At 61.9% G+C, this 24,574-nt stretch carries 26 protein-coding genes; 15 read left to right on the forward strand and 11 right to left on the reverse strand.

Features of this window, described 5'->3' with window-relative positions:
- Positions 1-31 precede the first annotated feature (31 nt).
- The gene (locus AAC077_RS09995) at positions 32-1,210 is read right to left on the reverse strand and encodes an acetyl-CoA C-acyltransferase family protein (protein ID WP_339769062.1); all 1,179 of its coding nucleotides are present in this window, start codon (positions 1,208-1,210) and stop codon (positions 32-34) included.
- A 106-nt stretch (positions 1,211-1,316) separates the two neighbouring features.
- Here AAC077_RS09995 and AAC077_RS10000 point away from each other — a divergent pair, with 106 nt between their 5' ends.
- The 3 genes from AAC077_RS10000 (at position 1,317) to tdh (ending at position 4,205) form a co-directional block, all read left to right on the forward strand.
- The gene (locus AAC077_RS10000) at positions 1,317-1,880 is read left to right on the forward strand and encodes an XRE family transcriptional regulator (RefSeq protein ID WP_339769064.1); all 564 of its coding nucleotides are present in this window, start codon (positions 1,317-1,319) and stop codon (positions 1,878-1,880) included.
- 100 nt (positions 1,881-1,980) lie between these two features.
- Entirely contained in the window at positions 1,981-3,165 is a 1,185-nt protein-coding gene (locus AAC077_RS10005; RefSeq protein WP_339769066.1) for a glycine C-acetyltransferase, read from the forward strand.
- Positions 3,165-4,205 carry an L-threonine 3-dehydrogenase gene (tdh, locus tag AAC077_RS10010; protein WP_339769068.1) on the forward strand — a complete coding sequence of 347 codons (1,041 nt, stop codon included), beginning with the start codon at positions 3,165-3,167 and terminating at the stop codon, positions 4,203-4,205. The genes AAC077_RS10005 and tdh overlap by 1 nt, the downstream gene beginning before the upstream one ends.
- Before the next feature lie 39 nt (positions 4,206-4,244).
- Here tdh and AAC077_RS10015 read toward each other — a convergent pair whose 3' ends face one another.
- Entirely contained in the window at positions 4,245-4,979 is a 735-nt protein-coding gene (locus AAC077_RS10015; protein WP_339769070.1) for a metallophosphoesterase family protein, read from the reverse strand.
- A 165-nt stretch (positions 4,980-5,144) separates the two neighbouring features.
- On the opposite strand from AAC077_RS10015, the gene AAC077_RS10020 reads away from it, so the two are divergent.
- A complete protein-coding gene (locus tag AAC077_RS10020) occupies positions 5,145-5,516 on the forward strand; it encodes a hypothetical protein (protein ID WP_339769072.1) in 372 nt (123 codons plus the stop codon).
- A gap of 12 nt (positions 5,517-5,528) precedes the next feature.
- Here AAC077_RS10020 and serA read toward each other — a convergent pair whose 3' ends face one another.
- Both serA and AAC077_RS10030 read right to left on the reverse strand, forming a co-directional pair.
- Positions 5,529-7,124 carry a phosphoglycerate dehydrogenase gene (gene serA / locus AAC077_RS10025; RefSeq protein WP_339769074.1) on the reverse strand — a complete coding sequence of 532 codons (1,596 nt, stop codon included), beginning with the start codon at positions 7,122-7,124 and terminating at the stop codon, positions 5,529-5,531.
- Positions 7,125-7,203: 79 nt separating this feature from the next.
- Positions 7,204-8,343 (reverse strand): phosphoserine transaminase, encoded by a 1,140-nt coding sequence (locus tag AAC077_RS10030; protein WP_339769075.1) that lies wholly within the window; start codon positions 8,341-8,343, stop codon positions 7,204-7,206.
- A 151-nt stretch (positions 8,344-8,494) separates the two neighbouring features.
- On the opposite strand from AAC077_RS10030, the gene serB reads away from it, so the two are divergent.
- Positions 8,495-9,367, forward strand: a complete 873-nt coding sequence (gene serB, locus AAC077_RS10035) for a phosphoserine phosphatase SerB (protein WP_339769077.1) — start codon at positions 8,495-8,497, stop codon at positions 9,365-9,367.
- On the opposite strand, the gene AAC077_RS10040 is transcribed toward serB, so the two are convergent.
- Positions 9,364-10,344 (reverse strand): asparaginase, encoded by a 981-nt coding sequence (locus AAC077_RS10040; protein WP_339769079.1) that lies wholly within the window; start codon positions 10,342-10,344, stop codon positions 9,364-9,366. The genes serB and AAC077_RS10040 overlap by 4 nt on opposite strands.
- A 212-nt stretch (positions 10,345-10,556) precedes the next feature.
- Between AAC077_RS10040 and AAC077_RS10045 the strand changes: the two genes are divergently transcribed.
- From AAC077_RS10045 to AAC077_RS10055, 3 genes are all read left to right on the forward strand, one after another.
- Positions 10,557-11,063 (forward strand): invasion associated locus B family protein, encoded by a 507-nt coding sequence (locus tag AAC077_RS10045; protein WP_339769081.1) that lies wholly within the window; start codon positions 10,557-10,559, stop codon positions 11,061-11,063.
- A gap of 86 nt (positions 11,064-11,149) precedes the next feature.
- A complete protein-coding gene (gene rlmN / locus AAC077_RS10050; protein WP_339769083.1) occupies positions 11,150-12,328 on the forward strand; it encodes a 23S rRNA (adenine(2503)-C(2))-methyltransferase RlmN in 1,179 nt (392 codons plus the stop codon).
- Positions 12,329-12,453: 125 nt separating this feature from the next.
- Positions 12,454-12,666: a hypothetical protein gene (locus AAC077_RS10055; RefSeq protein WP_339769085.1), complete on the forward strand. Its 213-nt coding sequence runs from the start codon at positions 12,454-12,456 to the stop codon at positions 12,664-12,666.
- An 11-nt stretch (positions 12,667-12,677) separates the two neighbouring features.
- Here AAC077_RS10055 and AAC077_RS10060 read toward each other — a convergent pair whose 3' ends face one another.
- Genes AAC077_RS10060 through AAC077_RS10070 form a run of 3 tightly spaced genes read right to left on the reverse strand, consistent with a single transcriptional unit; the run spans position 12,678 to position 14,308 of the window.
- A complete protein-coding gene (locus tag AAC077_RS10060) occupies positions 12,678-13,046 on the reverse strand; it encodes a hypothetical protein (protein WP_339769087.1) in 369 nt (122 codons plus the stop codon).
- 3 nt (positions 13,047-13,049) lie between these two features.
- Entirely contained in the window at positions 13,050-13,406 is a 357-nt protein-coding gene (locus AAC077_RS10065; RefSeq protein WP_339769088.1) for a hypothetical protein, read from the reverse strand.
- Positions 13,407-13,465: 59 nt separating this feature from the next.
- A complete protein-coding gene (locus AAC077_RS10070; RefSeq protein WP_339769090.1) occupies positions 13,466-14,308 on the reverse strand; it encodes a TIGR00730 family Rossman fold protein in 843 nt (280 codons plus the stop codon).
- A 152-nt stretch (positions 14,309-14,460) separates the two neighbouring features.
- Between AAC077_RS10070 and dapD the strand changes: the two genes are divergently transcribed.
- From dapD to AAC077_RS10085, 3 genes are all read left to right on the forward strand, one after another.
- Positions 14,461-15,288, forward strand: a complete 828-nt coding sequence (dapD, locus tag AAC077_RS10075; protein WP_339769092.1) for a 2,3,4,5-tetrahydropyridine-2,6-dicarboxylate N-succinyltransferase — start codon at positions 14,461-14,463, stop codon at positions 15,286-15,288.
- 69 nt (positions 15,289-15,357) lie between these two features.
- Positions 15,358-15,612, forward strand: coding sequence for a GlsB/YeaQ/YmgE family stress response membrane protein (locus AAC077_RS10080; protein ID WP_339769094.1), 255 nt, complete (start codon positions 15,358-15,360; stop codon positions 15,610-15,612).
- A 62-nt stretch (positions 15,613-15,674) separates the two neighbouring features.
- Positions 15,675-16,019: a hypothetical protein gene (locus tag AAC077_RS10085; RefSeq protein WP_339769096.1), complete on the forward strand. Its 345-nt coding sequence runs from the start codon at positions 15,675-15,677 to the stop codon at positions 16,017-16,019.
- Here AAC077_RS10085 and AAC077_RS10090 read toward each other — a convergent pair.
- The 3 genes from AAC077_RS10090 to AAC077_RS10100 all read right to left on the reverse strand — a co-directional run bounded on the left by AAC077_RS10090 (position 16,016) and on the right by AAC077_RS10100 (position 19,828).
- Positions 16,016-17,068, reverse strand: a complete 1,053-nt coding sequence (locus AAC077_RS10090) for a transporter substrate-binding domain-containing protein (protein WP_339769098.1) — start codon at positions 17,066-17,068, stop codon at positions 16,016-16,018. The two genes, AAC077_RS10085 and AAC077_RS10090, sit on opposite strands and share 4 nt — an antisense overlap.
- A gap of 66 nt (positions 17,069-17,134) precedes the next feature.
- Positions 17,135-18,229, reverse strand: coding sequence for a Hint domain-containing protein (locus AAC077_RS10095; protein WP_339769100.1), 1,095 nt, complete (start codon positions 18,227-18,229; stop codon positions 17,135-17,137).
- Between the two features lie 3 nt (positions 18,230-18,232).
- The gene (locus AAC077_RS10100) at positions 18,233-19,828 is read right to left on the reverse strand and encodes a Hint domain-containing protein (protein WP_339769102.1); all 1,596 of its coding nucleotides are present in this window, start codon (positions 19,826-19,828) and stop codon (positions 18,233-18,235) included.
- A 266-nt stretch (positions 19,829-20,094) separates the two neighbouring features.
- Here AAC077_RS10100 and dapE point away from each other — a divergent pair, with 266 nt between their 5' ends.
- The 4 genes from dapE to rnr are packed head-to-tail and all read left to right on the forward strand — an operon-like array spanning position 20,095 to position 24,537.
- A complete protein-coding gene (gene dapE, locus AAC077_RS10105) occupies positions 20,095-21,240 on the forward strand; it encodes a succinyl-diaminopimelate desuccinylase (RefSeq protein WP_339769104.1) in 1,146 nt (381 codons plus the stop codon).
- A complete protein-coding gene (locus AAC077_RS10110) occupies positions 21,237-21,659 on the forward strand; it encodes a GNAT family N-acetyltransferase (protein ID WP_339769106.1) in 423 nt (140 codons plus the stop codon). Before dapE ends, AAC077_RS10110 begins: the two co-directional genes overlap by 4 nt.
- Positions 21,656-22,231, forward strand: coding sequence for a TIGR04282 family arsenosugar biosynthesis glycosyltransferase (locus AAC077_RS10115; protein WP_339769108.1), 576 nt, complete (start codon positions 21,656-21,658; stop codon positions 22,229-22,231). Before AAC077_RS10110 ends, AAC077_RS10115 begins: the two co-directional genes overlap by 4 nt.
- 50 nt (positions 22,232-22,281) lie before the next feature.
- Positions 22,282-24,537 carry a ribonuclease R gene (gene rnr, locus AAC077_RS10120; RefSeq protein ID WP_339769110.1) on the forward strand — a complete coding sequence of 752 codons (2,256 nt, stop codon included), beginning with the start codon at positions 22,282-22,284 and terminating at the stop codon, positions 24,535-24,537.
- The last annotated feature ends 37 nt before the right edge of the window (positions 24,538-24,574 follow it).

Consider the following 24,574-nt stretch of genomic DNA (forward strand, 5'->3'; position numbering starts at 1 on the left):
GGTCCGGGGGCGCAAAGCCCCCGGGGTCACATCACGCGATGCGTTCGATGGCCAGCGCAATGCCTTGACCGCCACCGATACACATGGTGATCAGCGCGCGCTTGCCGCCTGTGCGCTCCAGCTCGTGCAGCGCCTTGATGGTGATGATCGCACCCGTGGCCCCAACCGGATGGCCCAGCGCAATCGCGCCGCCGTTCGGGTTCACGCGGGCGGGGTCGAAACCCAAATCTTTGCTGACCGCCAGCGCCTGCGAGGCAAAGGCCTCGTTGCTTTCGATCACGTCAAAGTCCGAGGCCGACAGTCCGGTTTTTTCCAGCAGTTTGCGCACGGCGGGGATCGGGCCAATGCCCATCACCTCGGGGCGCACACCGGCGTGGGCATAGCCCAGAATGCGCGCCTTGGGTTTCAGCCCGGCCTTTTCCGCCGCCTCTGCCGTGGCCAGAACCATGGCCGCCGCACCGTCGTTGATGCCGCTGGCGTTGCCTGCTGTCACGCTGCCGTCTTTCTGGAACACAGGCCGCAAACCGCCCAGCGCCTCAAGGCTTGTGGCCTTGGGGTGTTCATCCTTGTCAAAGGCCACGGTGTCCCGCTTGACCTTGACCTCGACCGGCACGATCTGGCTGTCGAACCGGCCATCCGCAATCGCCGCCGCCGCACGTTCCTGGGATTGCAGGGCAAAGGCATCCTGATCGGCGCGGGTGATCTGATGCTCAGAGGCGACGTTTTCCGCCGTCACCCCCATGTGGCCGGTGCCGAACGGGCAGCTCAGCGCGCCCAGCATCATGTCCAGCGTTTTCACATCGCCCATCTTGGCGCCCCAGCGGGTCACCTGCGAAATGTAAGGGCTGCGCGACATGTTCTCGGCGCCGCCCGCCAGACCGAACTCGGCATCGCCCAGCATCAGCGATTGCACCACCGACACGATGGCCTGCACGCCAGACCCGCACAGGCGGTTCACGTTCATTGCAGGGGTCGATTCGGGAATGCCCGCCTGCATCGCCGCCACGCGGCTTAGGTACATATCACGCGGTTCGGTGTTGATCACGTGACCGAAGGCTACGTGCCCGATCTGGCCGCCTTCTACGCCAGAACGCTCCAGCGCAGCCTTGGCTGCCACGGTGCCCAGCTCGATCGGGGGCGTGCCTGCCAGCGATCCACCGAATGTGCCGATTGCGGTGCGCGCACCGTCAAGGATTACGATATCTTTCATGGCTCTTCCTTCCGTTTTGCCAAACTTATGAAGCCCGCCGCGCAATATGTCAGCCGCAACGTGCCGTCAGTTGACAGCGGGCGGCCCGCCGCGCATATCTTCCGTCATGACGGATGACACTGACGCAATATTGACCCGCCTGCCCAGCCGCCTGAAAGAGGCGCGGCGCGCCCAAGGGCTGTCGCTGGACGCCGTGGCGAAACTGTCGGGCGTCAGCCGGTCGATGGTCAGCCAGATCGAGCGCGGCGAAAGCAGCCCGACCATCGCAACACTGTGGAACCTGACCCGCGCCTTGCAGGTCGATTTCGCGGGGCTTCTGGACGGCGACGCCGAAACCGCCCGCATCGAAGTGTTGCGCAGCGCCGATGTGCCCACCATCGAAAATCGCGGCAGCGGTTGCCGCATCCGCATTCTGTCCCCGCCCGAAGAGGCGGGCCACCACGAGGTCTACGAGTTGCGCTTTGCCGAGGGCGGCGTGCTGGACAGCCAGCCGCACACCCGTGGCGCGCGTGAACATCTGACAGTGATCGACGGCACGCTGGACGTGACCAGCGCCGATGCCACGCAGTCGATCAGCGCGGGCGACACCGCCCGTTATGCCGCCGACGTGCCGCACCGCATCACCGCAACCAGTGCCGCGCGCGCCTTTCTGGTGGTACAGAACGCCTGACCGGATTATCCGATATATCGGACAAAAATCCGTGATACGGAAATCCTCTATTCCGGAATCATTTCCGATATGCTAGATGTGACGGCAAAGAGGAGCCGTCATGACCCAAGCATTCCTATCCCATATCACCGAAACGCTGGCCGAAATCGACGCCGAGGGCCTGACCAAGGTCGAACGCCTGATCACCTCGCCCCAAGGCGGCAAGATCCGTGTCGCGGGCCGCGAGATGATCAACCTGTGCGCCAACAACTATCTGGGGCTGGCTGATCATCCCGATCTGATCCGCGTGGCGCGGGATACGATGGACCCGAAGGGGTTCGGCATGGCCTCGGTCCGCTTCATCTGTGGCACGCAGGACATGCACCGCGAGCTGGAGCAAAAGCTGGCCACCTTTCTGGGCAAGGACGATTCGATCCTGTTTGCCGCCTGTTTTGACGCCAATGGCGGGCTGTTCGAGCCGCTGCTCGGCCCCGAGGACGCAATCATCTCCGACGCGCTGAACCACGCTTCGATCATCGACGGCATCCGCCTGTGCAAGGCCAAACGCTATCGCTATGCCAACAGTGATATGGGTGACCTTGAAGCGCAGTTGAAACAGGCGCAGGCGGATGGTGCCCGGTTCATCATGATCGCCACCGATGGCGTGTTCAGCATGGATGGGTATCTGGCAAACCTGCCCGACATCACCCGGCTGGCCGAAGCTTATGGCGCGCTGGTCATGGTCGATGATTGCCACGCCACTGGCTTTATGGGGCCAAAGGGGGCCGGCACTCCGTCACATTTCGGCGTCGACGTGGACATTCTGACCGGCACGCTGGGCAAGGCGCTGGGCGGGGCCATCGGCGGCTATATCGCAGGCCCGCAGCCGGTGATCGACCTGCTGCGCCAGCGCGCGCGGCCCTACCTGTTCTCGAACGCCCTGCCTCCCGCGATTGTCGCGGCGGGGATCGAGGCGCTGCGGCTGGTCGAACAGGGCGACGCCCTGCGCTCGCAGTTGTTCGAAAATGCGAAATACTGGCGCAAGGGCCTGGAAACGCTGGGTTTTGACCTGCTTCCGGGCGAACACCCGATCATCCCCGTGATGCTGGGCGACGCGCAATTGGCGCAGGATATGGCGACCAAGCTGTACGACGAAGGCGTCTATGTCTCGGGCTTTTTCTTCCCCGTGGTGCCGCGTGGTCAGGCGCGTATTCGCACCCAGATGAACGCCGCCCTGACCCGCGACGATCTGGACCGCGCGCTGGCCGCATTCGAGAAGGCAGGCAAAGCCTGTGGGGTGATCTGATGACAACGAACGAAATGAAAGCCCTGTCCAAACTGCACCCCCGCGCGGGGCTGTGGATGGTCAACGCGCCGGTGCCCGAGATCGGGCCCGACGACGTGCTGATCAAGATCAACAAGACCGGCATTTGCGGCACCGACATCCACATCTGGAACTGGGACGACTGGGCGCAGAAAACCGTGCCGGTGCCGATGATCACCGGCCACGAGTTTGCGGGCGAAATCGTCGAGATTGGCCGCGATGTGCAAGGGCTGGAACTGGGCCAGCGGTGCAGCGGCGAGGGGCATCTGATCGGCACCCAAAGCCGTCAAAGCCGCGCGGGCAAGTTCCACCTTGATCCCGCGACGCGGGGCATCGGGGTGAATGAACAGGGCGCCTTTGCCCAATACCTGCGTCTGCCTGCGTTCAACGTCGTGCCGCTGCCCGACGAGATCAGCGACGACATCGGCGCGATCCTCGATCCCTTGGGCAACGCGGTGCACACCGCGCTGAGTTTCGATCTGATCGGCGAGGATGTGTTGGTCACGGGGGCCGGCCCCATTGGCATCATGGCTGCTGCCGTCGCCCGTCACGCGGGCGCGCGGCATGTGGTGATTACGGATGTGAACCCCGACCGGCTGGCGCTGGCAGCACAGGTCGCGGATGTGGTGCCGGTGAATGTGACGCAAGAGGCGCTGCCTGACGTGATTGCACGGCTGAAGATGAAGCAGGGTTTCGACGTGGGCATGGAAATGTCGGGCAACCAGCAGGCGCTGGACCAGATGGTCGAGGCGATGACCATGGGCGGGCGCATTGCGATGCTGGGTATCCCCCCGGGCCAAAGCCCCGTCGACTGGAGCCGGATCGTGTTCAAGGCGATCACGATCAAGGGCGTCTATGGCCGCGAGATTTTCGAGACCTGGTACAAGATGATTGCGATGCTGGAAAACGGTCTGGACGTGTCGCGGGTGATCACCCACCAGTTCCACGTGGACGATTTCGAGGCAGGATTTGCAGCGATGAAGTCAGGGCAAAGCGGCAAGGTTGTACTGGACTGGACATAGGAGCCTGTCCCCACACAGCCTTGCCACGATGCTTTGTGCTTAGCTTGCAGGTTTCAGTGGCACGCGGCCCTTGTCGGTCAGCGTCCAGCAATCGCGCCCTTCGAACACGGCAACCGTCATCGGTTTGCCATATCCCGCACCCGTGTCCAGATTGACGCGGTTGCCGTAATGCGTGGCCTCATCCACCGGCGTGTGCCCGTGCACGATCAGCTTGGGGTGCGGTGTGGTCGCTTCGTGAAACTCTTGCCGGATCCAGATCAGATCATGTTCGGTCTGCTGGTCCAGCGGCACACCCGGACGGATGCCTGCGTGGCAAAAGAACAGCGCGTCGGTTTCGTGGCTAAGTTTGCATTGGGCGATGAAATCCATATGCGCCTGTGGCACGGTTTTCAGCGCCTCGGCGTGCACGTCTATCTGGCGGCTTTTGACCGTGAATTCAATACCATAGGATGCCAGCGTGGTGTCGCCGCCCAGACGCGGGTGCAGCCAGTACAGTTCGACCGGCAAATAGGATTCCTGACGGGGATAGTCCTGCATCCACCAATCGAACATCCGGTCGTGATTGCCCAGCAAAAAGGTCCAGTCGCGCCCAGCATCGCGGCCGGCAATCAGCGTGTCCAGCACCACGCAGCTGTCTGCGCCCCGGTCGATATAGTCACCCACAAACACAACGCTTGCATCCGGCCCACCATCAGCTTCGATCAGGGCAAGGATGCGGGTCAGTTCGCCCAGTTGTCCGTGAATGTCGCCTACGGCGTAGATCGGCTTGGTCATGGGAAATCCTGATGGCTGTGACATGCGTTCACAGGGGGAATAGGCGCAGCAGCCCATCGGTGCAAGGGATCGTAGGCCTTGACACGAATAGGACCAGATCGGCCATATATATAGTCAGGTTGGCAGGCAAACATGCCAATGATTTTAGCAAAGGGAGAATTCGGTATGCGGGGAATTGCACATTATTTCATGTTGGTGGCCGTGGTTTCGGTAAGCTTGGGAATGATCTGGGGAATGCAGATGGCCGCCAGTGAAAACCACGCCATGCGCAGCGCCCATGCGCACCTGAACCTTGTGGGGTGGGTCACGATGGCCCTGTTCGCTGTCTATTACCACCTGGTGCCAGAGGCAGGCGCGCGCCCGCTGGCGCGGGTCCATCTGGGTGTCGCCGTTGTCGGTGTCGTTCTGATGGTGCCGGGGATTGCGATGGCAAATGCGGGCGGGTCGCCCGGTGTGGCCATTGCCGGATCATTGGTCAGCATGGCCAGTATGCTGATCTTTCTGGCGACCGTGGTTATCCAAGGTCGCCAGAGTTGATTTGAACGCAGGTCAGGCGATCACGAATTCCAGCGGCTTGACCTGATTGAACAGGCCGGTGCCTTCCAATGTCTTCAGGACATCGGCGGGGATCGCTTCGTCGACATAAAGCAGCGCGATGGCTTCGCCGCCTGCTTCGTCGCGGCCAAGGGTAAAGTTGGCGATGTTCACGCCGCCTTTGCCCATGGTGTTGCCCAGCAGGCCGATGATGCCCGGAACGTCGTTGTTGGTGGTGTACAGCATGTGCTGCCCGATCTCGGCGTCGATGTTGATGCCTTTGATCTGGATAAAGCGCGGCTTGCCGTCGCTGAACACTGTGCCGGCCACCGAACGCTCGCGCTTGGCCGTTACCACGGTCACCTTGACATAGCCGTCAAAGACGCCCGATTTGTCCTGATTGGTGGTGCTGATCTGAATGCCTTTTTCACGGGCAACCACGGGGGCCGACACCATGTTCACATCGGGGTTGGCACGTTTCATGATGCCCGCGACAACGCCACAGTTCAGCGCATCCAGGTTCATCGCCCCGACAGAGCCGTCATACAGGATGTTGATCGCGCGGATCGGCTCGTCGGTCATCTGGCCGATGAACGACCCCAGATGCCCGGCCAGCGTCAGCCATGGGCCCATCACCTTGGCCTCTTCCGCCGTGACCGACGGCATGTTCAGCGCGTTTTCAACGGCACCGGTCAGCAGATAGTTTGCCATCTGCTCGGCCACTTGCAGCGCCACGTTTTCCTGCGCTTCGGTGGTGGCCGCGCCCAGGTGCGGCGTGCAAACCACGTTGGGCAGGTTGAACAGCGGGTTCTCGGTCGCCGGTTCTTCCTTGAACACGTCAAATGCCGCACCGGCGACGTGGCCCGATTTCAGGGCTTCGGCCAGCGCTTCTTCGTCCACCAGACCACCGCGGGCACAGTTGATAATGCGCACGCCCTTCTTGGTCTTGGCGATGTTTTCCTTGGACAGGATGTTGGCGGTGGTTTCGGTGTAGGGCACGTGCAGCGTGATGAAATCGGCACGCGCCAGCAGTTCGTCCAGCTCGACCTTTTCCACACCCATACGGTCGGCTTTTTTGTTGCTCAGGTAGGGGTCGTAGGCCACGACCTTCATTTTCAGGCCGCGCGCACGGTCACAGACGATGCCACCGATGTTGCCCGCGCCGATCACGCCCAGCGTCTTGCCGGTCAGCTCGACGCCCATGAACTTGGACTTTTCCCATTTGCCCGCGTGTGTCGATGCGCTGGCCTCGGGGATCTGACGCGCCACGGCGAACATCATCGCAATCGCGTGTTCGGCGGTGGTGATCATGTTGCCAAAAGGCGTGTTCATGACAATCACGCCCTTTTTCGATGCGGCGTCCTTGTCGATGTTGTCGGTGCCGATACCGGCGCGCCCGACGACCTTGAGATTTTCGGCAGCGGCCAGGATTTTTTCGGTGACCTTGGTGGCCGAGCGGATCGCCAGACCGTCATATTTGCCGATCACTTCGGCCAGCTTGTCCTTGTCCTTGCCCAGGTTGGGCTGGAAGTCGACTTCGATGCCGCGATCTTTGAAGATTTGAACAGCCGCGTCGCTGAGGCTGTCGGAGATAAGTACCTTGGGAGCCATGTCAGTGGTCCTTCATTGAATAAACGGGGGGTGGGACGGGGCGAGCGGCGCTTTAGGCGTGGCGCTCACCCCGTCTGGATTATGCGTTGATTTCAGTCTCGAAGGCCCATGCAAGCCACGGCAGCATCGCCTCGATGTCCGATGTTTCGATGGTTCCGCCGCACCAGATGCGCAGGCCCGCAGGGGCGTCACGATAGGCACCGATGTCCAGCGCCACGTCGGCATCGGCCAGCCGTTTGGCCACGGCCTTGGCAAAGGCGGCGCCGTCGGTGATGCGCGCATCGTTGAACTTCAGGCAGACGGATGTGTTCGAGCGGATGGCAGGGTCAGCGGCCAGAAACTCGATCCAGTCGTGCGCGTCCACGAAATCGGCGATGGCCTTGGTGTTGGCATCGGCCCGCGCGATCAGACCTTTCAGCCCGCCGACGGAACGTGCCCACTCCAGCGCTTGCAGGTAATCCTCGACGCACAGCATCGACGGGGTGTTGATGGTTTCACCCTTGAAGATGCCCTCGATCAGCTTGCCGCCCTTGGTCATGCGGAAGATCTTTGGCAGGGGCCAAGCGGGCGTATAGCTTTCCAGACGCTCCACGGCGCGCGGTGACAGGATCAGCATCCCGTGGGCCGCTTCGCCGCCCAGCACTTTTTGCCAGCTGAACGTGGTGACATCCAGCTTGTCCCACGGCAGGTCCATCGCAAATGCGGCGCTGGTGGCGTCGCACAGGGTCAGGCCCGCGCGGTCGGCAGGAATGGCGTCGCCGTTGGGCATACGCACGCCCGAGGTGGTGCCGTTCCAGGTAAAGCAGACGTCGTTGTCATAGTTCAGCGCGGCCATATCCACGATCTCGCCATACTCGGCGGTGTGGGTGGTGGCGTCGATTTTCAGTTGCTTGACCACATCTGTGACCCAGCCTGCGCCAAAGCTTTCCCAGGCGACCATTTCGGCAGGGCGTTCACCCAGCAGCGACCACATCGCCATTTCAAAGGCGCCGGTGTCGGATGCGGGAACGATGCCGATGCGGTAGTCAGCAGGCACGCCAAGGATCTCGCGGGTGTCCTCGATCGCCTTCAGCAGCTTGGCCTTGCCAACGGCTGCACGGTGCGAACGGCCCAAGGGCGCGTCGGACAGGTTGTTCAGATTGAATACGGGGGGTTTGGCACAGGGGCCGGAAGAAAAACGCGGGTTGGCCGGCCGCGTTGCCGGTTGGTCAATAGCCATTGCTGGTATCCTCACAGATAATCGCCCTTCGTTGGGGAAGGGTGTCCCACCGCCGCATCTACGGCCCTTCAATGGGTGGCGCAATGGGGAAAACGCGACTATAGCGCCGCTTGAACAGCTTTTTGCGACATGAATGGAGCGGATCGGAAACATGGACAATTTTATCTGTACGCTGATCGCAGCCCCCGGCGCGCTGCAACCCGAACTGGCCGAGGCGCTGCGCAATGCCTGGGGCGGCGGCGCGGTGGACTGGCTGGCACCGGACGAGGCGGCGGATTTCACGCTGACGCAGATGCCCGACAACCGCTGGGATGTCTGGGCCGATGTGCAAAAGCTGGGCGTCGATCTGGTGATCCAGCCCGCCGAGGGACGCCGCAAGAAGATGCTGCTGGCCGACATGGACAGCACCATGATCCAGCAGGAATGCATTGACGAACTGGCCGATGCCGCGGGCGTGGGGGATTTTGTCAAAGACATCACCGCGCGCGCGATGAACGGCGAACTGGATTTCGAAGCTGCCCTGCGCGAGCGTGTCGGCTTGCTGAAAGGTCTGGACGCTTCCGTGATTGATCAGGTTCTGGCGCAGCGCATCACCTATATGCCCGGCGGTGCCACCCTGTTGGCCACGATGAAGGCAAACGGCGGCCACGCGGCATTGGTGTCGGGCGGGTTCACGGCCTTTACCGGCGCGGTGGCTGCGCATCTGGGCTTTGACGAGAACCGCGCCAACACGCTGATCGTCGAAGACGGCAAGTTGACGGGCGCGGTGGGCGATCCGATTCTTGGCAAACAGGCCAAGGTCGACGCGCTGGAGCAGATCACCGCGCGGCTGGGGATTTCGCAGGCGGATGTGATTGCCGTGGGCGACGGGGCCAACGATCTGGGCATGTTGCACCGCGCAGGCACCGGCGTGGCGCTGCACGCCAAGCCGGTGGTGGCCGCCGAATGCGATGTGCGGATCAACCACGGCGACCTGTCGGCGCTGTTGTTCATCCAGGGCTACGCGCGCAGCGACTTCGTCTAGATAAGCGCAGGGGCCGCCCGCACATAGCCCGTAATCAGATCGCGCCGGTTGCGGATCGGCGCGTTCAAATACTTCAGCGTTTCGGGGTGATCAGCCTCTAGTACACCCAGCTTGACCAGAATCGCGGCAATCGCGCATTCCGCTGCACGGGTGCCGCCGTCTTCGATTTTCAGCGCCACACCCATTTTCAGTTCGGGGATGATGGCGATGAAAAACGCCTCGGCGCCGGTCTTGATCGCCACCTTGCCGCCCATCGCCCGCATCAGGTTGGTGCAGGCGCGGCCTTCGCCGGCCACCAGATCGGGGTGCAGGGTCATCGCGGTGCGCAGCCGTTCTTCGGCGCTGCCTGTGGGGGCGGCGGCAAAATGCGACATCGCGCGGGCCATGCCGTGCAGGCTGGTGGCATAGTTGGGCGCGCTGCATCCGTCGATGCCGAAACCGGGGCTTGATTCGCCTGTGACACGCTCGAACGCCTCAAGACAGGCGCGTTGCACGGCATGGTCAGGCTCGACATAGTCGGGTCCGGCACCCAGATGTTTGTTCAACGTCAGAAAACCGCTGTGCTTGCCCGAGCAGTTGTTGTGCATCTGGCAGGGGCATTCATGGGCGCGGATCAGCGCATTGCGCGCCTCGCGGTCGTCTGGTTCCTGCGGGCCGCAGCGGAAATCGTCGTCGCTCAGGCCCAGATGATCCAGCCATTTGGTCACCCTATCCGTGTGGATCGCCGCCCCGTTGTGCGAGGCGCACGCCAGCGCAAGCTGTTCTGTCCCAAGGCCAAATGCATCCGCTGCACCGCTTTCGATCAGCGGAAGCGCCTGGATCATCTTTGACGACGATCGCGGCAGCACCACGGCATGCGGATCACCCCATGCGTGTACGATCTGACCGCTGTCATCGCAGACCACAGCATGGCCGCGATGGACGCTTTCCATAAAAGGGCCGCGCCAGACTTCGGCCAATGCAACGGAATTCGACATAGTTCACCTCACAACTTGGCGAAAACCTGCCAATTTAGGTTTCGCCGGTCGCGCCTTTCGCGCTAATATGTTTCTTGTCGAGAAGAAATCAGGCAGTTGCAAGAGAAGGCTCTGAACAAAGGGCCACCGGCAATGCCCTGCGTATTGAGGTTAAGGACAGTCTGGAGGCTGGACAGATGGTATTACTGAAAACAACGGCAGGTTTGCTGAGCATGGCCGGACTGGCACTGGCTTTGAGCGTGAACACCGCCGCTGCACAAGACCAAAGCACCAACCGCGTCGCCGCGAAAACCGACTGGAGCGTCTTTGTCGAAGACAACCCGACCGAATGCTGGAGCGTGTCGACGCCAAAGGAAACCGTGAACACCCGTGACGGGCGTGTCGTGGCCGCAACCCGCAGCCAGATCCTGTTCATGGTGTTCTACCGTCCCAGCGCCGAAGCCAAGGGGCAGGTTGCCTTTACCGGCGGCTATCCCTTTGCCAGCGGCAGCACGGTTAACGTCAATATCAGCGGCACCGAGTTTGAGCTGTTCACCGACGGTGAATGGGCGTGGCCCGCAACGGCCGCCGACGACACCAAGATCGTGACCGCGATGAAACGTGGTGCCGATGCGGTCGTCACCGGTGTGTCGGGTCGTGGCACACAGACCAAAGATACATTCTCGCTGCTGGGCTTCACCGCAGCGGTGGAAGAAGCCGAAAGCCGCTGCGGCGGTTGACCGCGCCCGGTTTGCGGGGCGAATCCTTTTGATCCTGCCCCGCATTCCTATATAGAGGCGCATCACCCGAACCCCGGAGTTGCCCGATGTCAGCCGATGCGCCGATCACCCAAGACGTTATGACGATCCCCCGCAAAGTGCCCGAAGGGCCCGTGAACCTTGTCGGGATGACGAGGGACGCCATGCGTGCAGCCCTGATCGCCATGGGCACGCCGGAAAAGCAGGCCAAGATGCGCGTCGGGCAGATCTGGCAGTGGATTTACCAATGGGGCGTCCGCGATTTCGATGCGATGACCAACCTGAGCAAAGCGTTCCGCGCCGAACTGGCCGACGCGTTTGTGATCGAAATCCCCGAAGTCGTGTCCAAACAAGTCAGCACCGACGGCACCCGCAAATGGCTGGTGCGCATCGCGGGCGGTCACGAGGTCGAGGTCGTCTATATCCCCGAAGAGGGGCGCGGCACGCTGTGCATCTCGTCTCAGGTCGGTTGCACGCTGACCTGTTCGTTCTGCCACACCGGCACGCAAAAGCTGGTGCGCAACCTGACCGCAGGCGAAATCGTCGGTCAGGTGATGATGGCGCGCGACGATCTGGACGAATGGCCCGAACATGGCAAACGCACCGAAGACGCGCGTTTGTTGTCGAACATCGTTCTGATGGGCATGGGCGAACCGCTGTACAACTTTGAAAACGTGCGCGACGCGATGAAGATCGCCATGGACCCCGAGGGCATCCAGTTGTCGCGCCGCCGCATCACCTTGTCCACGTCTGGGGTCGTGCCAGAGATTGCGCGCACAGCCGAAGAAATCGGCTGCCAGTTGGCCGTGTCGTTCCACGCGACCACGGACGAGGTGCGCAACAAGCTGGTGCCGATCAACAAACGCTGGAACATTGCCGAACTGCTGGACGTGCTGCGCACCTATCCCAAGGTCAGCAATTCCGAACGCATCACCTTTGAATACGTCATGCTGGACGGGGTGAACGACAGCGACGAGGACGCGCACCGTCTGGTCGACCTGATCAAGGGCATCCCGGCCAAGATCAACCTGATCCCGTTCAACGAATGGCCCGGTGCCCCCTACAAGCGGTCATCCAACAACCGCATCCGTGCCTTTTCCGAGATCGTCTACAAGGCCGGTTACGCCAGCCCCGTGCGTAAACCGCGCGGCGAGGACATCATGGCGGCCTGTGGTCAGTTGAAATCCGCGACCGAACGCGCGCGCAAGTCGCGCCGTGAAATTGCGGCAGAAACCGGCTTGAATTAAACTTTCGCGGGCAATTGTGTCGCTGACTGACACAGTTGCCCTTAAGAAATGCTGATTGTGCACCATTTGTGCCATCAAGCATTTGCATCCTGTTCGTGCACTTAAGCACAAACAGGAGATTTGAAATGTCGGTATTTGTAAAAACAGACCCCACGGTTGTGGCGCAGGTCGTCGATTTGATCACACGCGAACGCACCAAGGCGTTGTCCACACGCGAATGGCAGCATCGCATCGCGGGCTATGGCTATTGTGTCCGTGACACGCAGCACGGTCAGATTGTCGAAACCCTGCCGCACCACGTTCCGGTGTGTACCCTGCCTGCGGACCTGGTGGCCTAAGCCACCCGGTCTTAGCGGCGACGCCCCGCAGCCATGCCTTGGGCGATCCCTTGTGCGAAAGCGACAGCCAGCGGCGCCATCACATTTGTGCCCGGTGCTGTTCCCGGTGCGCCTGCCTGAACGCCCGGCGTTGCGGCCAGCGACGCTTCGGACACCGGCACGCGCGGTCTGCGGGCGGCGAACAGCAGTATCAGGCCGATGCCCAGAAAGGCACAGCCGATGATCGCGCAGGCGGTGATGGGATCGGTGACCGTCAGCAGCAGCATAAAGCCGGACGCGCACAGAAAACCCAGGCCAACAAAGGCCATCAAACCACCCAAACCGCCCAACGCATAGCGCTGGACGGCCTTGTGGATGCGGTATCGCAGTCCCAAAAACATGATTTACGACCGGCGCGATGTCATCAAGCCCACAAGAAAGCCGACGCCAGCGGCGATGCCCACGGCCATGACAGGCTGTTTGCGAACGGCATCTTCTGCCTGACCGTAATATTCCTCGGCCAGTTGCTGAACGTGGTCGCCGGTCTCGGAAGCACGCACACGGGCATAGGTTGCTTGCTCGGATGCCGTGTTTTTCAGATCGGACACGGTTTGACGCACACGGGCCGATGCCTCGTCTTTCTTCTGGGCAGTCAATTGACCCAGCAGCGACGTCAGTTGCGCCATGTCCGTTTTGATCAGCTCAAGCTGTGCGGAAACGTCTGATGAATCTTTGTCTTTGGTGGATGCGATGTTAGCCATATTGGCCTCCTGAATTCTAATTTCATCAGTACAACGCATCCCCCCATCGGCAGGTTCCATTATCGTCCGGGAATTGAATCGCGGGCTTTTGTGGTTGACCAGTTGTCGATCACTTCGACTGCCTCGTCTGCGGTTTCGACAAAGCGGAACAGGTCCAGATCCTCGGCCGAGATCGTACCCGCATCGGCCAGCGCGTCCCAGTTGATGATCTTTTCCCAGAACGCCCGTCCGAACAACAGGAAGGGCACGCGCTCCATGCGCCCGGTCTGGATCAGGGTCAGCGCCTCGAACATCTCGTCGAGTGTGCCAAAGCCACCGGGAAACACACAGATCGCGCGGGCGCGCATCAGGAAATGCATCTTGCGAATGGCAAAGTAGTGAAAGTTGAAACACAGCTCGGGCGTGACGTATTCGTTGGGGGCCTGCTCGTGCGGCAGAACGATGTTCAGACCGATAGATTTGCCACCCGCCTCCATCGCGCCACGGTTGCCCGCCTCCATCACGCCGGGGCCGCCGCCGGTGACGATGACATTCTCCTGCCCGCTGCCATCCATCGACTTCAGCGTCATCTGGTGCGCGAATTCCTGGGCGACATCATAGAAATGCGACAGATCGGCCAGCGTCTGGGTGCGCGCGGTGTCCTTTTTCGCCGGGGCCGGAATGCGTGCGCCGCCGAACAGGACGATCGTGGATTTGATCCCCTGTTCGTCCAGCATCAACGCGGGCTTCATCAGCTCAAGCTGCAACCGCACGGGCCGCAGTTCTTCGCGGCACATGAAATCGTCATCGGTAAAGGCCAGATGATAGGCGGATGAACGGGTTTGCGGTGTGTCGGGTACTTCTTTCGCCTTGGAACGGTCGGCGCCTGCGTGGCGCAGCGGGTGGCGGGCAGTTTCGGTCATGAATGTCTCCGGTGTGGTGTTAGGGGCAACATGCATGGGTTTGCCCGCATTGGCCACGCGATATTGACCGCCAAAGCGTCGCCCGCGTGCATTGCGCGAAAGCGGCTCAGACGGTAAAGGGGCTGAAACGTCCTAACTCTGGAATTTACGCCATGTCCAACGCTCAACTTGAATCCGCCATCGAAGCCGCATGGGAAGAACGCGACAGCATCACCCCGGCAACCACCGGCGAAACCCGCGAGGCGATCGAAGACACGCTGAACGCATTGGACAGTGGCAAGCTGCGCGTTGCCGAGAAACAGGCCGACGGGTCGTGGCATGTGAACCAGTGGGCCAAAAAAGCGGTCCTGCTGGGCTTTCGCATCAAGGACATGGAACAACACGACGGCGGCCCGCAGGCCGGCGGCTGGTGGGACAAGGTCGACAGCAAGTTCAAAGGCTGGGGCGACAACCAGTGGCGCGCCGCCGGTTTCCGCGCTGTACCGAACTGTGTGGTGCGCAAATCCGCGTTCATCGCGCCCGGTGTGGTGCTGATGCCGTCGTTTGTGAACCTGGGCGCTTACGTTGACGAAGGCACGATGGTTGACGCATGGGCCACCGTTGGAAGCTGCGCACAAATCGGCAAGAACGTGCACCTGTCGGGTGGCGTCGGCATCGGCGGCGTGCTTGAGCCGATGCAGGCGGGTCCGACCATCATCGAAGACAACTGCTTTATCGGTGCCCGTTCCGAGGTTGTCGAAGGGTGCATCGTGCGCGAAGGCTCGGTTCTGGGCATGGGCGTCTTCATCGGCCAGTCGACCAAGATCGTGGACCGCGAAACCGGCGAAATCACCTATGGCGAAGTGCCCGCGGGATCGGTTGTTGTGGCGGGTTCCTTGCCGTCGAAAAACAACGTGAACCTGTACTGCGCCGTGATCGTGAAAAAAGTCGACGCCAAGACACGCTCGAAAACGTCGATCAACGAGCTGCTGCGCGACTAAGGGAACCGAAAGCCCCTCAAATCTGTTGTCTCTTCAACGTAGCAAATTTAATTGAATTGGAGAGACATCATGACAGGTTTGGGTTGGTTCGCCGCCATCATCGTGGGTGCCCTTGCGGGTTGGATTGCCGAAAAAATCATGCATTCCAACATGGGACTGCTGGCAAACATCGGTCTGGGCATCGTGGGTGCCATCGTCGCCAACTTTCTGCTGGTGGCCATCGTCGGTGCCACGCTGGGCAGCTGGATCGGTCAACTGATCGTGGGCGTCATCGGTGCCTGTTTGCTGATCTGGATCGCGCGGCTGATCCGCGGCCGCGCCTGAACCCTTTTCAGGACGACAAGAACACGATAGGGCTGCCGCATCTTAATGCGGCGGCCTTTTTCATGTCTGAACCCAAAAAACCCAAGAAACCCTCGCGCCAGCAGGTCTATACCCTGTTGGTCCAGATCGGCCGCAAAAAGGGCGACGGCTTGCCCGACAAGGCAACCGGTGCCGCGCTGATGTGTTTTGCCAGCGGCGTGGACGAGGCCGAAGCCGTGCGCGAAACCGTGGCGATCCTGAAACAGGCCGACACCGCGCCGCTGGACGTGACCGGCTACGGCACGCTGGCGGAACGCGAAGAAGAAGGCCACGAAATCGACGATGAAGAGCGCGCATTGATGCAGCAGGCGCTGGACGAAAATGCGGTGATCGTGGCGCAGGTCACGCCCTTCTACGACAAGCTTTAGGGGCTTTCGCCAAACCACTTGCGGTAAATTTCGGCATAGGTGCCGTCCTCGCGCAGGCTCAGCAGCACCTGGTTGATGTCCTCGCGCAACTCGCTGTTGGTGGGCAACGCGACGCCATAGTTTTCACCTTTGAACACCGATCCGGTCAGCTCGGCCAATCCGGCCCCCGCCGTGTTGACGTAATAGGCCAGCACCGGCGCGTCAAAAACGACGGCGTCCAGTTGGTTTGTCTCGAATTTCTCGATCAGCGCCGCCAGATCGGGCGACCCTTCGGACCGCAGCTCCCGCGCCTCCATGAACACCTGCGCTGTGCTGCCTTCGATGGTGCCGACGCGTTTGCCATACAGATCGTTGATCGACCCGACCGACCCGTTGATCGCCTCGACCGTCATGGCCGCGGTGATATGGGCCACGAACAACGACACGATGAACAGCGACGAGATCACCAGCAGCACGCCGAACACCCGGCCAAAGGCGCTGCGTGGCATCCGTTCTTCGAACCCGCCGTTCACCACCAGGTTCAGCGCCCACCAGAAGGACGGGAAAATCGCCTGCCGCAGGGGCCGGTCGAAATAGTCTTGGGACCGTTTTTCAAAATGCCACATCAGCATCCCACCGGCCAGCAACAGCGCAAAAGCGCCCAGGATGGCCACCAACAGATCCCATGACAGCAGCGCAGACCAGATTGACCCGGCGCTGCCGCCTTGGGGGTGCACCATGATTTGCAGGCCTGATGCAAAGATCGGCTGTGAAAAATCCATCTCCAGCTCGCGCCCCGCGGTGATCGAGATGTTGGCAATGGCAGCATCGGCGGTGCCGTCTTTGACACTGCCCAACATGTCGCCAAAGCTGTCGTAGCGCACAACCTGATAGGGGCGGTTCAGCTTGGCCGCGATCTCGTGCCACAGTTCTATGGAAAATCCGGTGTCATCGCCGTTCTCGACCATGGAAAAAGGCGGACGCGTGACGGTTGCGATGGTCAGATCCTGTGCCGCTGCCTCTGACAAGAGGCAGCAGGCGAAAAGGATCGCTAGAAAATTACGGATCATTCGCCAACCCCGTCGTTTCCTACGGGGGTAGCGCAAGGAAGTTGACCTCGCAAGGGTGCGATGGCTTCAGGCGGCGCGTTGGTCGGTCAAAGTGATCGCTTCGAACCATTTCAGCACTGAATAGGCCGGTTTCCCGTGTTCGGGCAGGGCGCTGCGTTCCAGATCGCGCAGGGCGCTGTTTTCCAGCAGGTCGGTCTTGCGACGCAGCCGCCCGATGTACAGGCTTTCGGCCCAGGTGCCCGCAGTCAGCAAGGTTTCATGGCCCGGCAACAGCAGTTGGGTATAGGTGATCACCGGCCCGCAGGGCGCGGGATGCGCCGCGTGGCCGTTCATCAGGTGACGCGCAGGGACCAGAACCGCCTCTTGGTTGAACAAATATTCCACGTCCGACCCGCTGAGCATCAGCCGTTGATCGGGGGCCACAACGATGTCCTGTTGCAGGTCGAAATAGGGCGCGCGCAACCGCACAGGGGAAAAGCTGCCGCGCGCAGGCACGGTGCGGTCGATGCGGTGCAACACGGGCACAACGCCCGATTTGCCGGTCATCACCGTGTCGCCACGCTGCAATTCACCGACAGGGCGATAGCCGTGCGGCGTGGCCGCCATAACCGACGGGTCCAGCGACGGCATCGGGCCGATGGGTTCCACTTGGGTGGAGACAGCGGCAAAGATCACGTCCTGCGCCAGCACCCGGTCGGTCTGCCCCAGTATCAGGTCGCGCAGGTCCGACACCAGAAACGGTTTGGGGTCCTTGATCGGCACCGCCAATACTTCGCCCTGTTCGGGTTCTTCGATCGACAGCCGCGCCCAGTTGGCCGCGGTGTCCCATGCATAGGTCACGCGCAGCACGTCGGTGCGGGCAAATGTCTTGCGGCGGATCGCACCATGCACAACCGTGCCGTCATGGCTGTGCACCATCGAAATCCCGCCACCGGGAATCGCCTGAAACGTCAGGCTGCGCGGCCACGGGTGCCCTGCGGAAAAGCCGAACAGTTCCTGCGGACGGCCGTCGGGCGACATCCGGGTTTCCAGCATCAGGCTGCCGCGCGCCATCATGGCGCCATCGGTCATGTCGCATTGGGGTGCGTCGTGGTGATCAAGTCCAAGCCCGTTGGCGCAAAAGCGACCTTCGCGGGTATCAAGCAGTGCAATCCAAGCCATTCTTCAGGCCACCTTCTGTGCGCGGCGCCACAGGTCCGCTTCGTAATGTTTCAATGTCCGGCGCGCGGCGGGGGAATAGCCCTCGCCGGTTGACGGGTCGAGTTCGGGGAACAGGGCGCAAATCTCATCGAGAATGTCTTTTTCAAAGCTCTTCTCGGTCTGCGGTCCCGGCAGGAAGGACTCTGTCGCAAGCCCTTCCGAAAACACCACCTGATGCTTGTCGAACATCAGGTGGACATAGGTCACCTCGCCCCCTGCACGGGCGCGCACGGAACGGTCGTTCACCAGATCCTTGGCGGCAACCAGCACTTCGGCCTCGCCGAACAGCAGTTCGGCCAGACTGTCGCGGATCAGGATGCGGTGTTCGGGCGACACCAGCAGTTCGCGGTGGCTGCCAAAGGTGTTGGCGCGCACGCAGATCGGTGCGAACTTTCCCGCCGCCGCCACGGTGCGCTGACCGATCCAGCGCAGCGGCTGGGGGCCGTCGTCCTGGGTCATCACCAGATCACCCGGCACCAACTGTTCGACGCGCGCTTCGCCGTTGGGCGTGGCGATCATCGTGCCGGCCACGAAACAGGGGATCGAGCTGACGTTGACGTAACCGACGTCGGTGTTGTCGCCGTTGCTGACCTTGTAGGTAAAGTTGAAATCCTCGGCATCGCCATCGCCGATCAGCGTCAGCGTGCCATCGGCGTTCAGCATCACCTGCTGGCCGGTCGGCAGGGTGATCGTTTGCCCGGCAACCACGGCCACATTGTTGATGTGCGTGATGGTCAGCGTGCCGCTGCCATTGTTCACGTCGTTTGCCAGCACATCGACAACCTTGGTGCCATCGGGTGCCACGTGCGCGTCATCGGTGTTGGCCACCAGTTGTGTCTGCACCGAATCCGCGGCGATCAGCAGGTTCGAATCATAATTCTGGTCGGACACATCCGCGATGCCGATGCGGATCGAGTTGATCACACCCGAGATCACCGGGATCGTCAGGGTCATGGTGATGGTCAGCCCGTCCATCTCGGTGTTGTAGGTGTCGTTGGTGTTGTCCAGATACATGTTGAAGTTATTGGTTTCATTGACGTTACCAGGGTCGGTATCGCCATCGCCAATCGACATTTCAACAAACTGTCCGTTGATCCAGACGCCGACAAAGTCCTGATAGACCGAGTTCTGGAATTCGGGGTATTCCTCGGACGAGAACACGAATTGCATCGTCATCACGTCGCCGGTGGGGATGAAATCGACATCAAGCCACGCGGCGTCATAGGTCTTGGTGCCGGCAGCATCGTTAAAATCGCGGTTGTTGTTCACGCCCGACGTGTTGGTCGAAGTGTCCCCCGACGTGTTCGTGTTCGAGCCCCCCCACCAGCTTCCCGAGGTGTAGTCCTCTGCGTTGCCGGTCGACAGGATCACGCCGGTGTCGCTGGGGGTGGCGCCCGGCGATACATTGTCGCCATTGGTATAGATACCGGCGGAATCACGGTCCCCGTGATAGGTTGCGTCAACGACCTGCACGCCATCGCCAAAGATGGTGTTCGCCATATCTGTCGCGTCGACGCCTTCGCGCATCGTCTGGATGGGAAGTTCTCTTGCTGATGCCATGTCTGCCTCTTGCCCTTAGACGAGACAGATCAGCCAGCAGCGCACAGTTATCCTGTGCCCATTACACCATGCGATTTTTGCATGTTTGTGCCATACGTTGATGGCGGTACTGCTGAATGCCCTGCCTCGGGTCATGTTATTGCGGCAAGCCTAGCATGTATTTTTGGAGTTTGTTAACAAAAACGCCATGTAAAGAGCGCGGTTTCGTGCCGATTTCGCCACAATCCTGTGATGGCCGCGCAGCACAACTGACCCAAGGAAACCAAATGCCCCCCATTGATCCCGCCCGACTGACCGCCGATCTGGTCAAATGCGCTTCTGTCACACCTGCGGACGACGGTGCGCTGGATGTGCTGTCCGATGCTCTGACACAGGCCGGTTTTGCCGTGTCCTGGGCGGATCGCGGCGGCATTCGCAACCTGTTTGCCCGCTGGGGCGACAAGGGCCACGCGCGCACCTTTGGCTTTAACGGTCACACCGATGTGGTGCCTGTGGGCGATACCGCCGCGTGGACCCATCCGCCGTTTTCCGCCGATGTGGTTGATGGCGTGATGTACGGGCGCGGCACCACGGACATGAAATCGGGCGTCGCCGCCTTTGCCGCGGCCGCGATTGATCTGGTGCAGGACACGCCCCCCGATGGCGCAATCATTCTGGCGATCACCGGCGACGAAGAAGCCGACGCCGAGGACGGGACGACCGCATTGCTGGACTATATGGACAAACAGGGCGAGGCGATGTCCGTCTGTCTGGTGGGCGAACCGACCTGCCCCGAAAACATGGGTGACATGATGAAGATCGGCCGACGCGGGTCGATGACCGCCTGGTTCGAGGTGACCGGCAAACAGGGCCACTCTGCCTATCCCCACCGCGCGCTGAACCCGCTGCCCGCGATGGTGCGGCTGATGGACCGGCTGGCCAGCTATCCGCTGGACGAGGGCACCGACCATTTCGACCCCTCGACGCTGGCCGTGGTTACGGTGGACACGGGCAACCCCGCCACCAACGTGATCCCCGCCGCCTGTTCGGCCTGTGTGAACATCCGGTTCAACGACATCCACTCGGGCGACAGCCTCAGCCTGTGGCTGCAAGAGAACGTCGCACAGGTGATCGAAGAGTTCGGCGTGAAAATCGACATGCGCATCAAGGTCTCGGGCGAGGCGTTCCTGACACCCCCCGGCGATCTGTCAACGCTGGTCAGCACAGCGGTTCAGGCGGAAACCGGGGTGAAACCCGTTTTGTCCACCACCGGCGGCACGTCCGATGCGCGGTTTGTGAAAGATCACTGCCCGGTGGTCGAATTCGGCCTTGTCGGCCAGTCGATGCACCAGGTGGACGAACACGTGCGTGTCGAACATATCCACCAGCTCAAGGCGATCTATGGCCGCATCCTGCGCGACTATTTCGCATGACGGTCCAGATTGCGCTGACCCGCGACATCGACGCCTGTCATGCGCTGCGGCGCACGGTGTTCATCGAGGAACAGCAGGTGCCCGAGGCGGACGAGATCGACGATCTGGACGACGACGCTCTGCACATCCTGGCCACCGACGCGGGCCGTCCCGTCGGGTCGGCGCGGATCATCCTGTTGGACGACACGGCCAAGATCGGCCGCGTCTGCGTGTTGAAAGACCAGCGCGGTACGGGCCTTGGGGCCGCGCTGATCCGCGCGGCGCTGGAGGTGGCGCGGGATCAGGCGGGCGTGACGCGGGCCAAGCTGGGATCGCAGGAATATGCGATTCCCTTCTATGAAAAGCTGGGTTTTTCCGCCTATGGACCTGTCTACCTGGATGCAGGCATTCGTCACCGCGACATGGAACTGACCTTGTGAAGCCGACTCTGGTGGTCATGCTCAAAGAGCCGCGGGCGGGTCGTGTGAAAACCCGGCTTGGCCGCGACATCGGCATGACCGCCGCCGCATGGTGGTTCCGCCATCAGGTCCGCCGCCTGCTGCGCACCATCGACGACCCGCGCTGGACCACGGTTCTGGCCGTTGCCCCCGACCGTGCGGGCATGGCCAGCCGCGTCTGGCCTGCGCATCTGCCACGCTGGCCGCAGGGGCAGGGTGATCTGGGCGACCGGATGGCGCGGATGATGGCACAGGCGGGCGGGCCGGTCTGTGTGATCGGGGCTGACGTGCCGGGCATCACCCGCGCGCACATCGCCCAAGCGTTCAAGGCGCTGGGCGATCACGACGCCGTCTTTGGCCCTGCCCACGATGGCGGCTACTGGCTGATCGGCCTGCGCCGCGCGCGTCCCTTGCCGCGTGGGCTGTTCCACGGCGTCCGCTGGTCGACCGAGCACGCGCTGGCCGACACCCGCGCCACGCTGTCCGGCCTGCGCATCGCCCGGATCGCGACCCTGCACGATGTGGACACCGCCGCCGATCTGCCCCGTTCGTGACATGATAAATAGCCCATGACGCTGCCCCATGCCCGTGCTACCTCGGAGGTATGAGCCGTATACCTTCAAAACCCGAGATCCTCGACTGGATTGCCGCCAATCCGACCCTGACCGCCAAGCGTGACATCGCCAAGGCCTTCGGGATCAAAGGCGCGGCCCGGATCGACCTGAAACGCCTGCTGCGCGAGCTGGAAGACGAAGGTCATCTGGAAAAGCGCAAAAAGACCTATCAGGACCCCGACCGCCTGCCGCCCGTCAGCATTTTGCAGGTATTGCCCCCCGACAGCAACGGCGACCTGTTCGCGCGTCCGCTGGAATGGCATGGCGAGGGCGTTGAACCCGTGGTGCTGATGATCACCCGCGCGTCCGATCCGGCGCTGGGCGAAGGCGACCGTATTCTGGCGCGTCTGACCGTGGTCACGGCAGAGGACCACAATTACGAGGCGCGGATGATCCGGCGGGTTGGCACCAACCCCAAGAAGATCCTTGGCGTATTCCGCAAGACAGCCGAAGGCGGGCGTATCCTGCCGGTGGACAAGGGCGCCGACAAGGAATGGCAGGTGCCGTCTGATGCCACGGGTGGCGCCAAGGACGGCGAGCTGGTCGAGGCTGAACTGGCCGGCCCCGCCCGCATGGGCCTGCCGCGCGCGCGCATCGTGGAACGTCTGGGTGATCCTTCTGCGCCCAAGGCCGTGTCCCTGATCGCCATCCGCCAGCACGGCATTCCAGACGATTTCCCCGACGAGGTGATCGCCGAGGCCGACGCGATGAAGCCGATGGGCCTGAAAGGCCGCGAAGACCTGCGCGACATGCCACTGGTCACCATCGACCCCTGGGATGCGCGCGACCACGACGACGCCTGCTATGCCCATGCGGACGACGACCCCAAGAACGAAGGCGGACATATCATCTGGGTCGCGATTGCGGATGTGGCGGCCTATGTCACCCCCGGTTCGGCGCTGGACCGCGAGGCGCGCAAGCGCGGCAACTCGACCTATTTCCCCGACCGCGTGGTGCCGATGCTGCCCGACCGTCTGTCCGGCGATCTGTGCAGCCTGCACGAGGGCGTGCCACGCGCTTGTATCGCCGTGCGGATGCAGATCGACGCGCAGGGCGAAAAGCTAAGCCACAAATTCGTGCGCGGCCTGATGCGGTCGCCCGCGTCGCTGAACTATGAAGAAGTGCAGGCGGCCATTGACGGCAATCCCAATGACCGCTGTGGCCCCTTGTTAGAGCCTGTTTTGCAGCCCCTCTACGATGCCTATGCCGCGCTGGTCAAAGCGCGCCATTTGCGTCAGCCGCTGGAACTGGACCTGCCGGAACGCCAGATCGTGCTGGAAGACGACGGCACCGTCAGCTCGGTCAACTTCAAGGAACGGCTGGATGCGCACCGTCTGATCGAGGAATTCATGGTGCTGGCCAACGTCGCCGCCGCCGAAACCCTGATCGCCAAGAAACAGCCGTTGTTGTTCCGCGTGCACGAAGAACCCAGCCCCGAAAAGCTGAATGCGCTACGTGAAACCGCGCTCGAGGCAGGGTTTCCGCTGGCCAAGGGGCAAGTGTTGAAAACCGCGCACCTGAACAACCTGTTGAATGCCGCTGCGGGCTCCGAAGACGCCGAGTTGATCAACATCTCGACCCTGCGGTCGATGATGCAGGCCTATTACGGGCCGCAGAACTTTGGCCACTTTGGTCTGGCGCTGCGCAACTATGCGCACTTCACCTCGCCCATTCGCCGCTATGCCGACCTGATCGTGCACCGCGCACTGGTCACGGCCCATGGCTGGGGCAAGGACGGGCTGAAGCCCGAAGACATCGAGCGGCTGGAAGAGACAGGCCAGCATATTTCGGACACCGAACGCCGGTCGATGGTCGCTGAACGCGACACGACCGACCGTTATCTGGCGTCCTACCTGTCGGAACGCGTGGGCGATGAATTCACCGGACGCATCAGCGGCGTGGCCAAGTTCGGCGCGTTTGTAAAGCTGGACGACAGCGGGGCCGACGGTCTGGTGCCGATCCGCACGCTGGGGCGCGAGTTTTTCCATTTCGACCGCGAGGCAGGCACGTTGATGGGGGCCGACACCGGCCTGACCATCAGCATCGGCCAACGCGTCACCGCGCGTCTGACCGAAGCCACGCCGGTCACAGGGGGCGTGGCGCTGGAACTGCTGTCGATCGACGGGGAAAAGATGCCCCAGGGCGGCAGCCGTTCCCCCGCAGGCCGTGCACCACGGCGCAAGGCGGCCAAGGGCAAACGCAAAACCGACAAGATCAAACGCAAGGTCAGCCGGAAACGCAGCTAATACCGGCTCCTGTCAAAATCTGACAGGAGTTGTGCTA

Source organism: uncultured Pseudosulfitobacter sp. (assembly GCF_963976325.1).
Taxonomy (GTDB): Bacteria; Pseudomonadota; Alphaproteobacteria; order Rhodobacterales; family Rhodobacteraceae; genus Pseudosulfitobacter.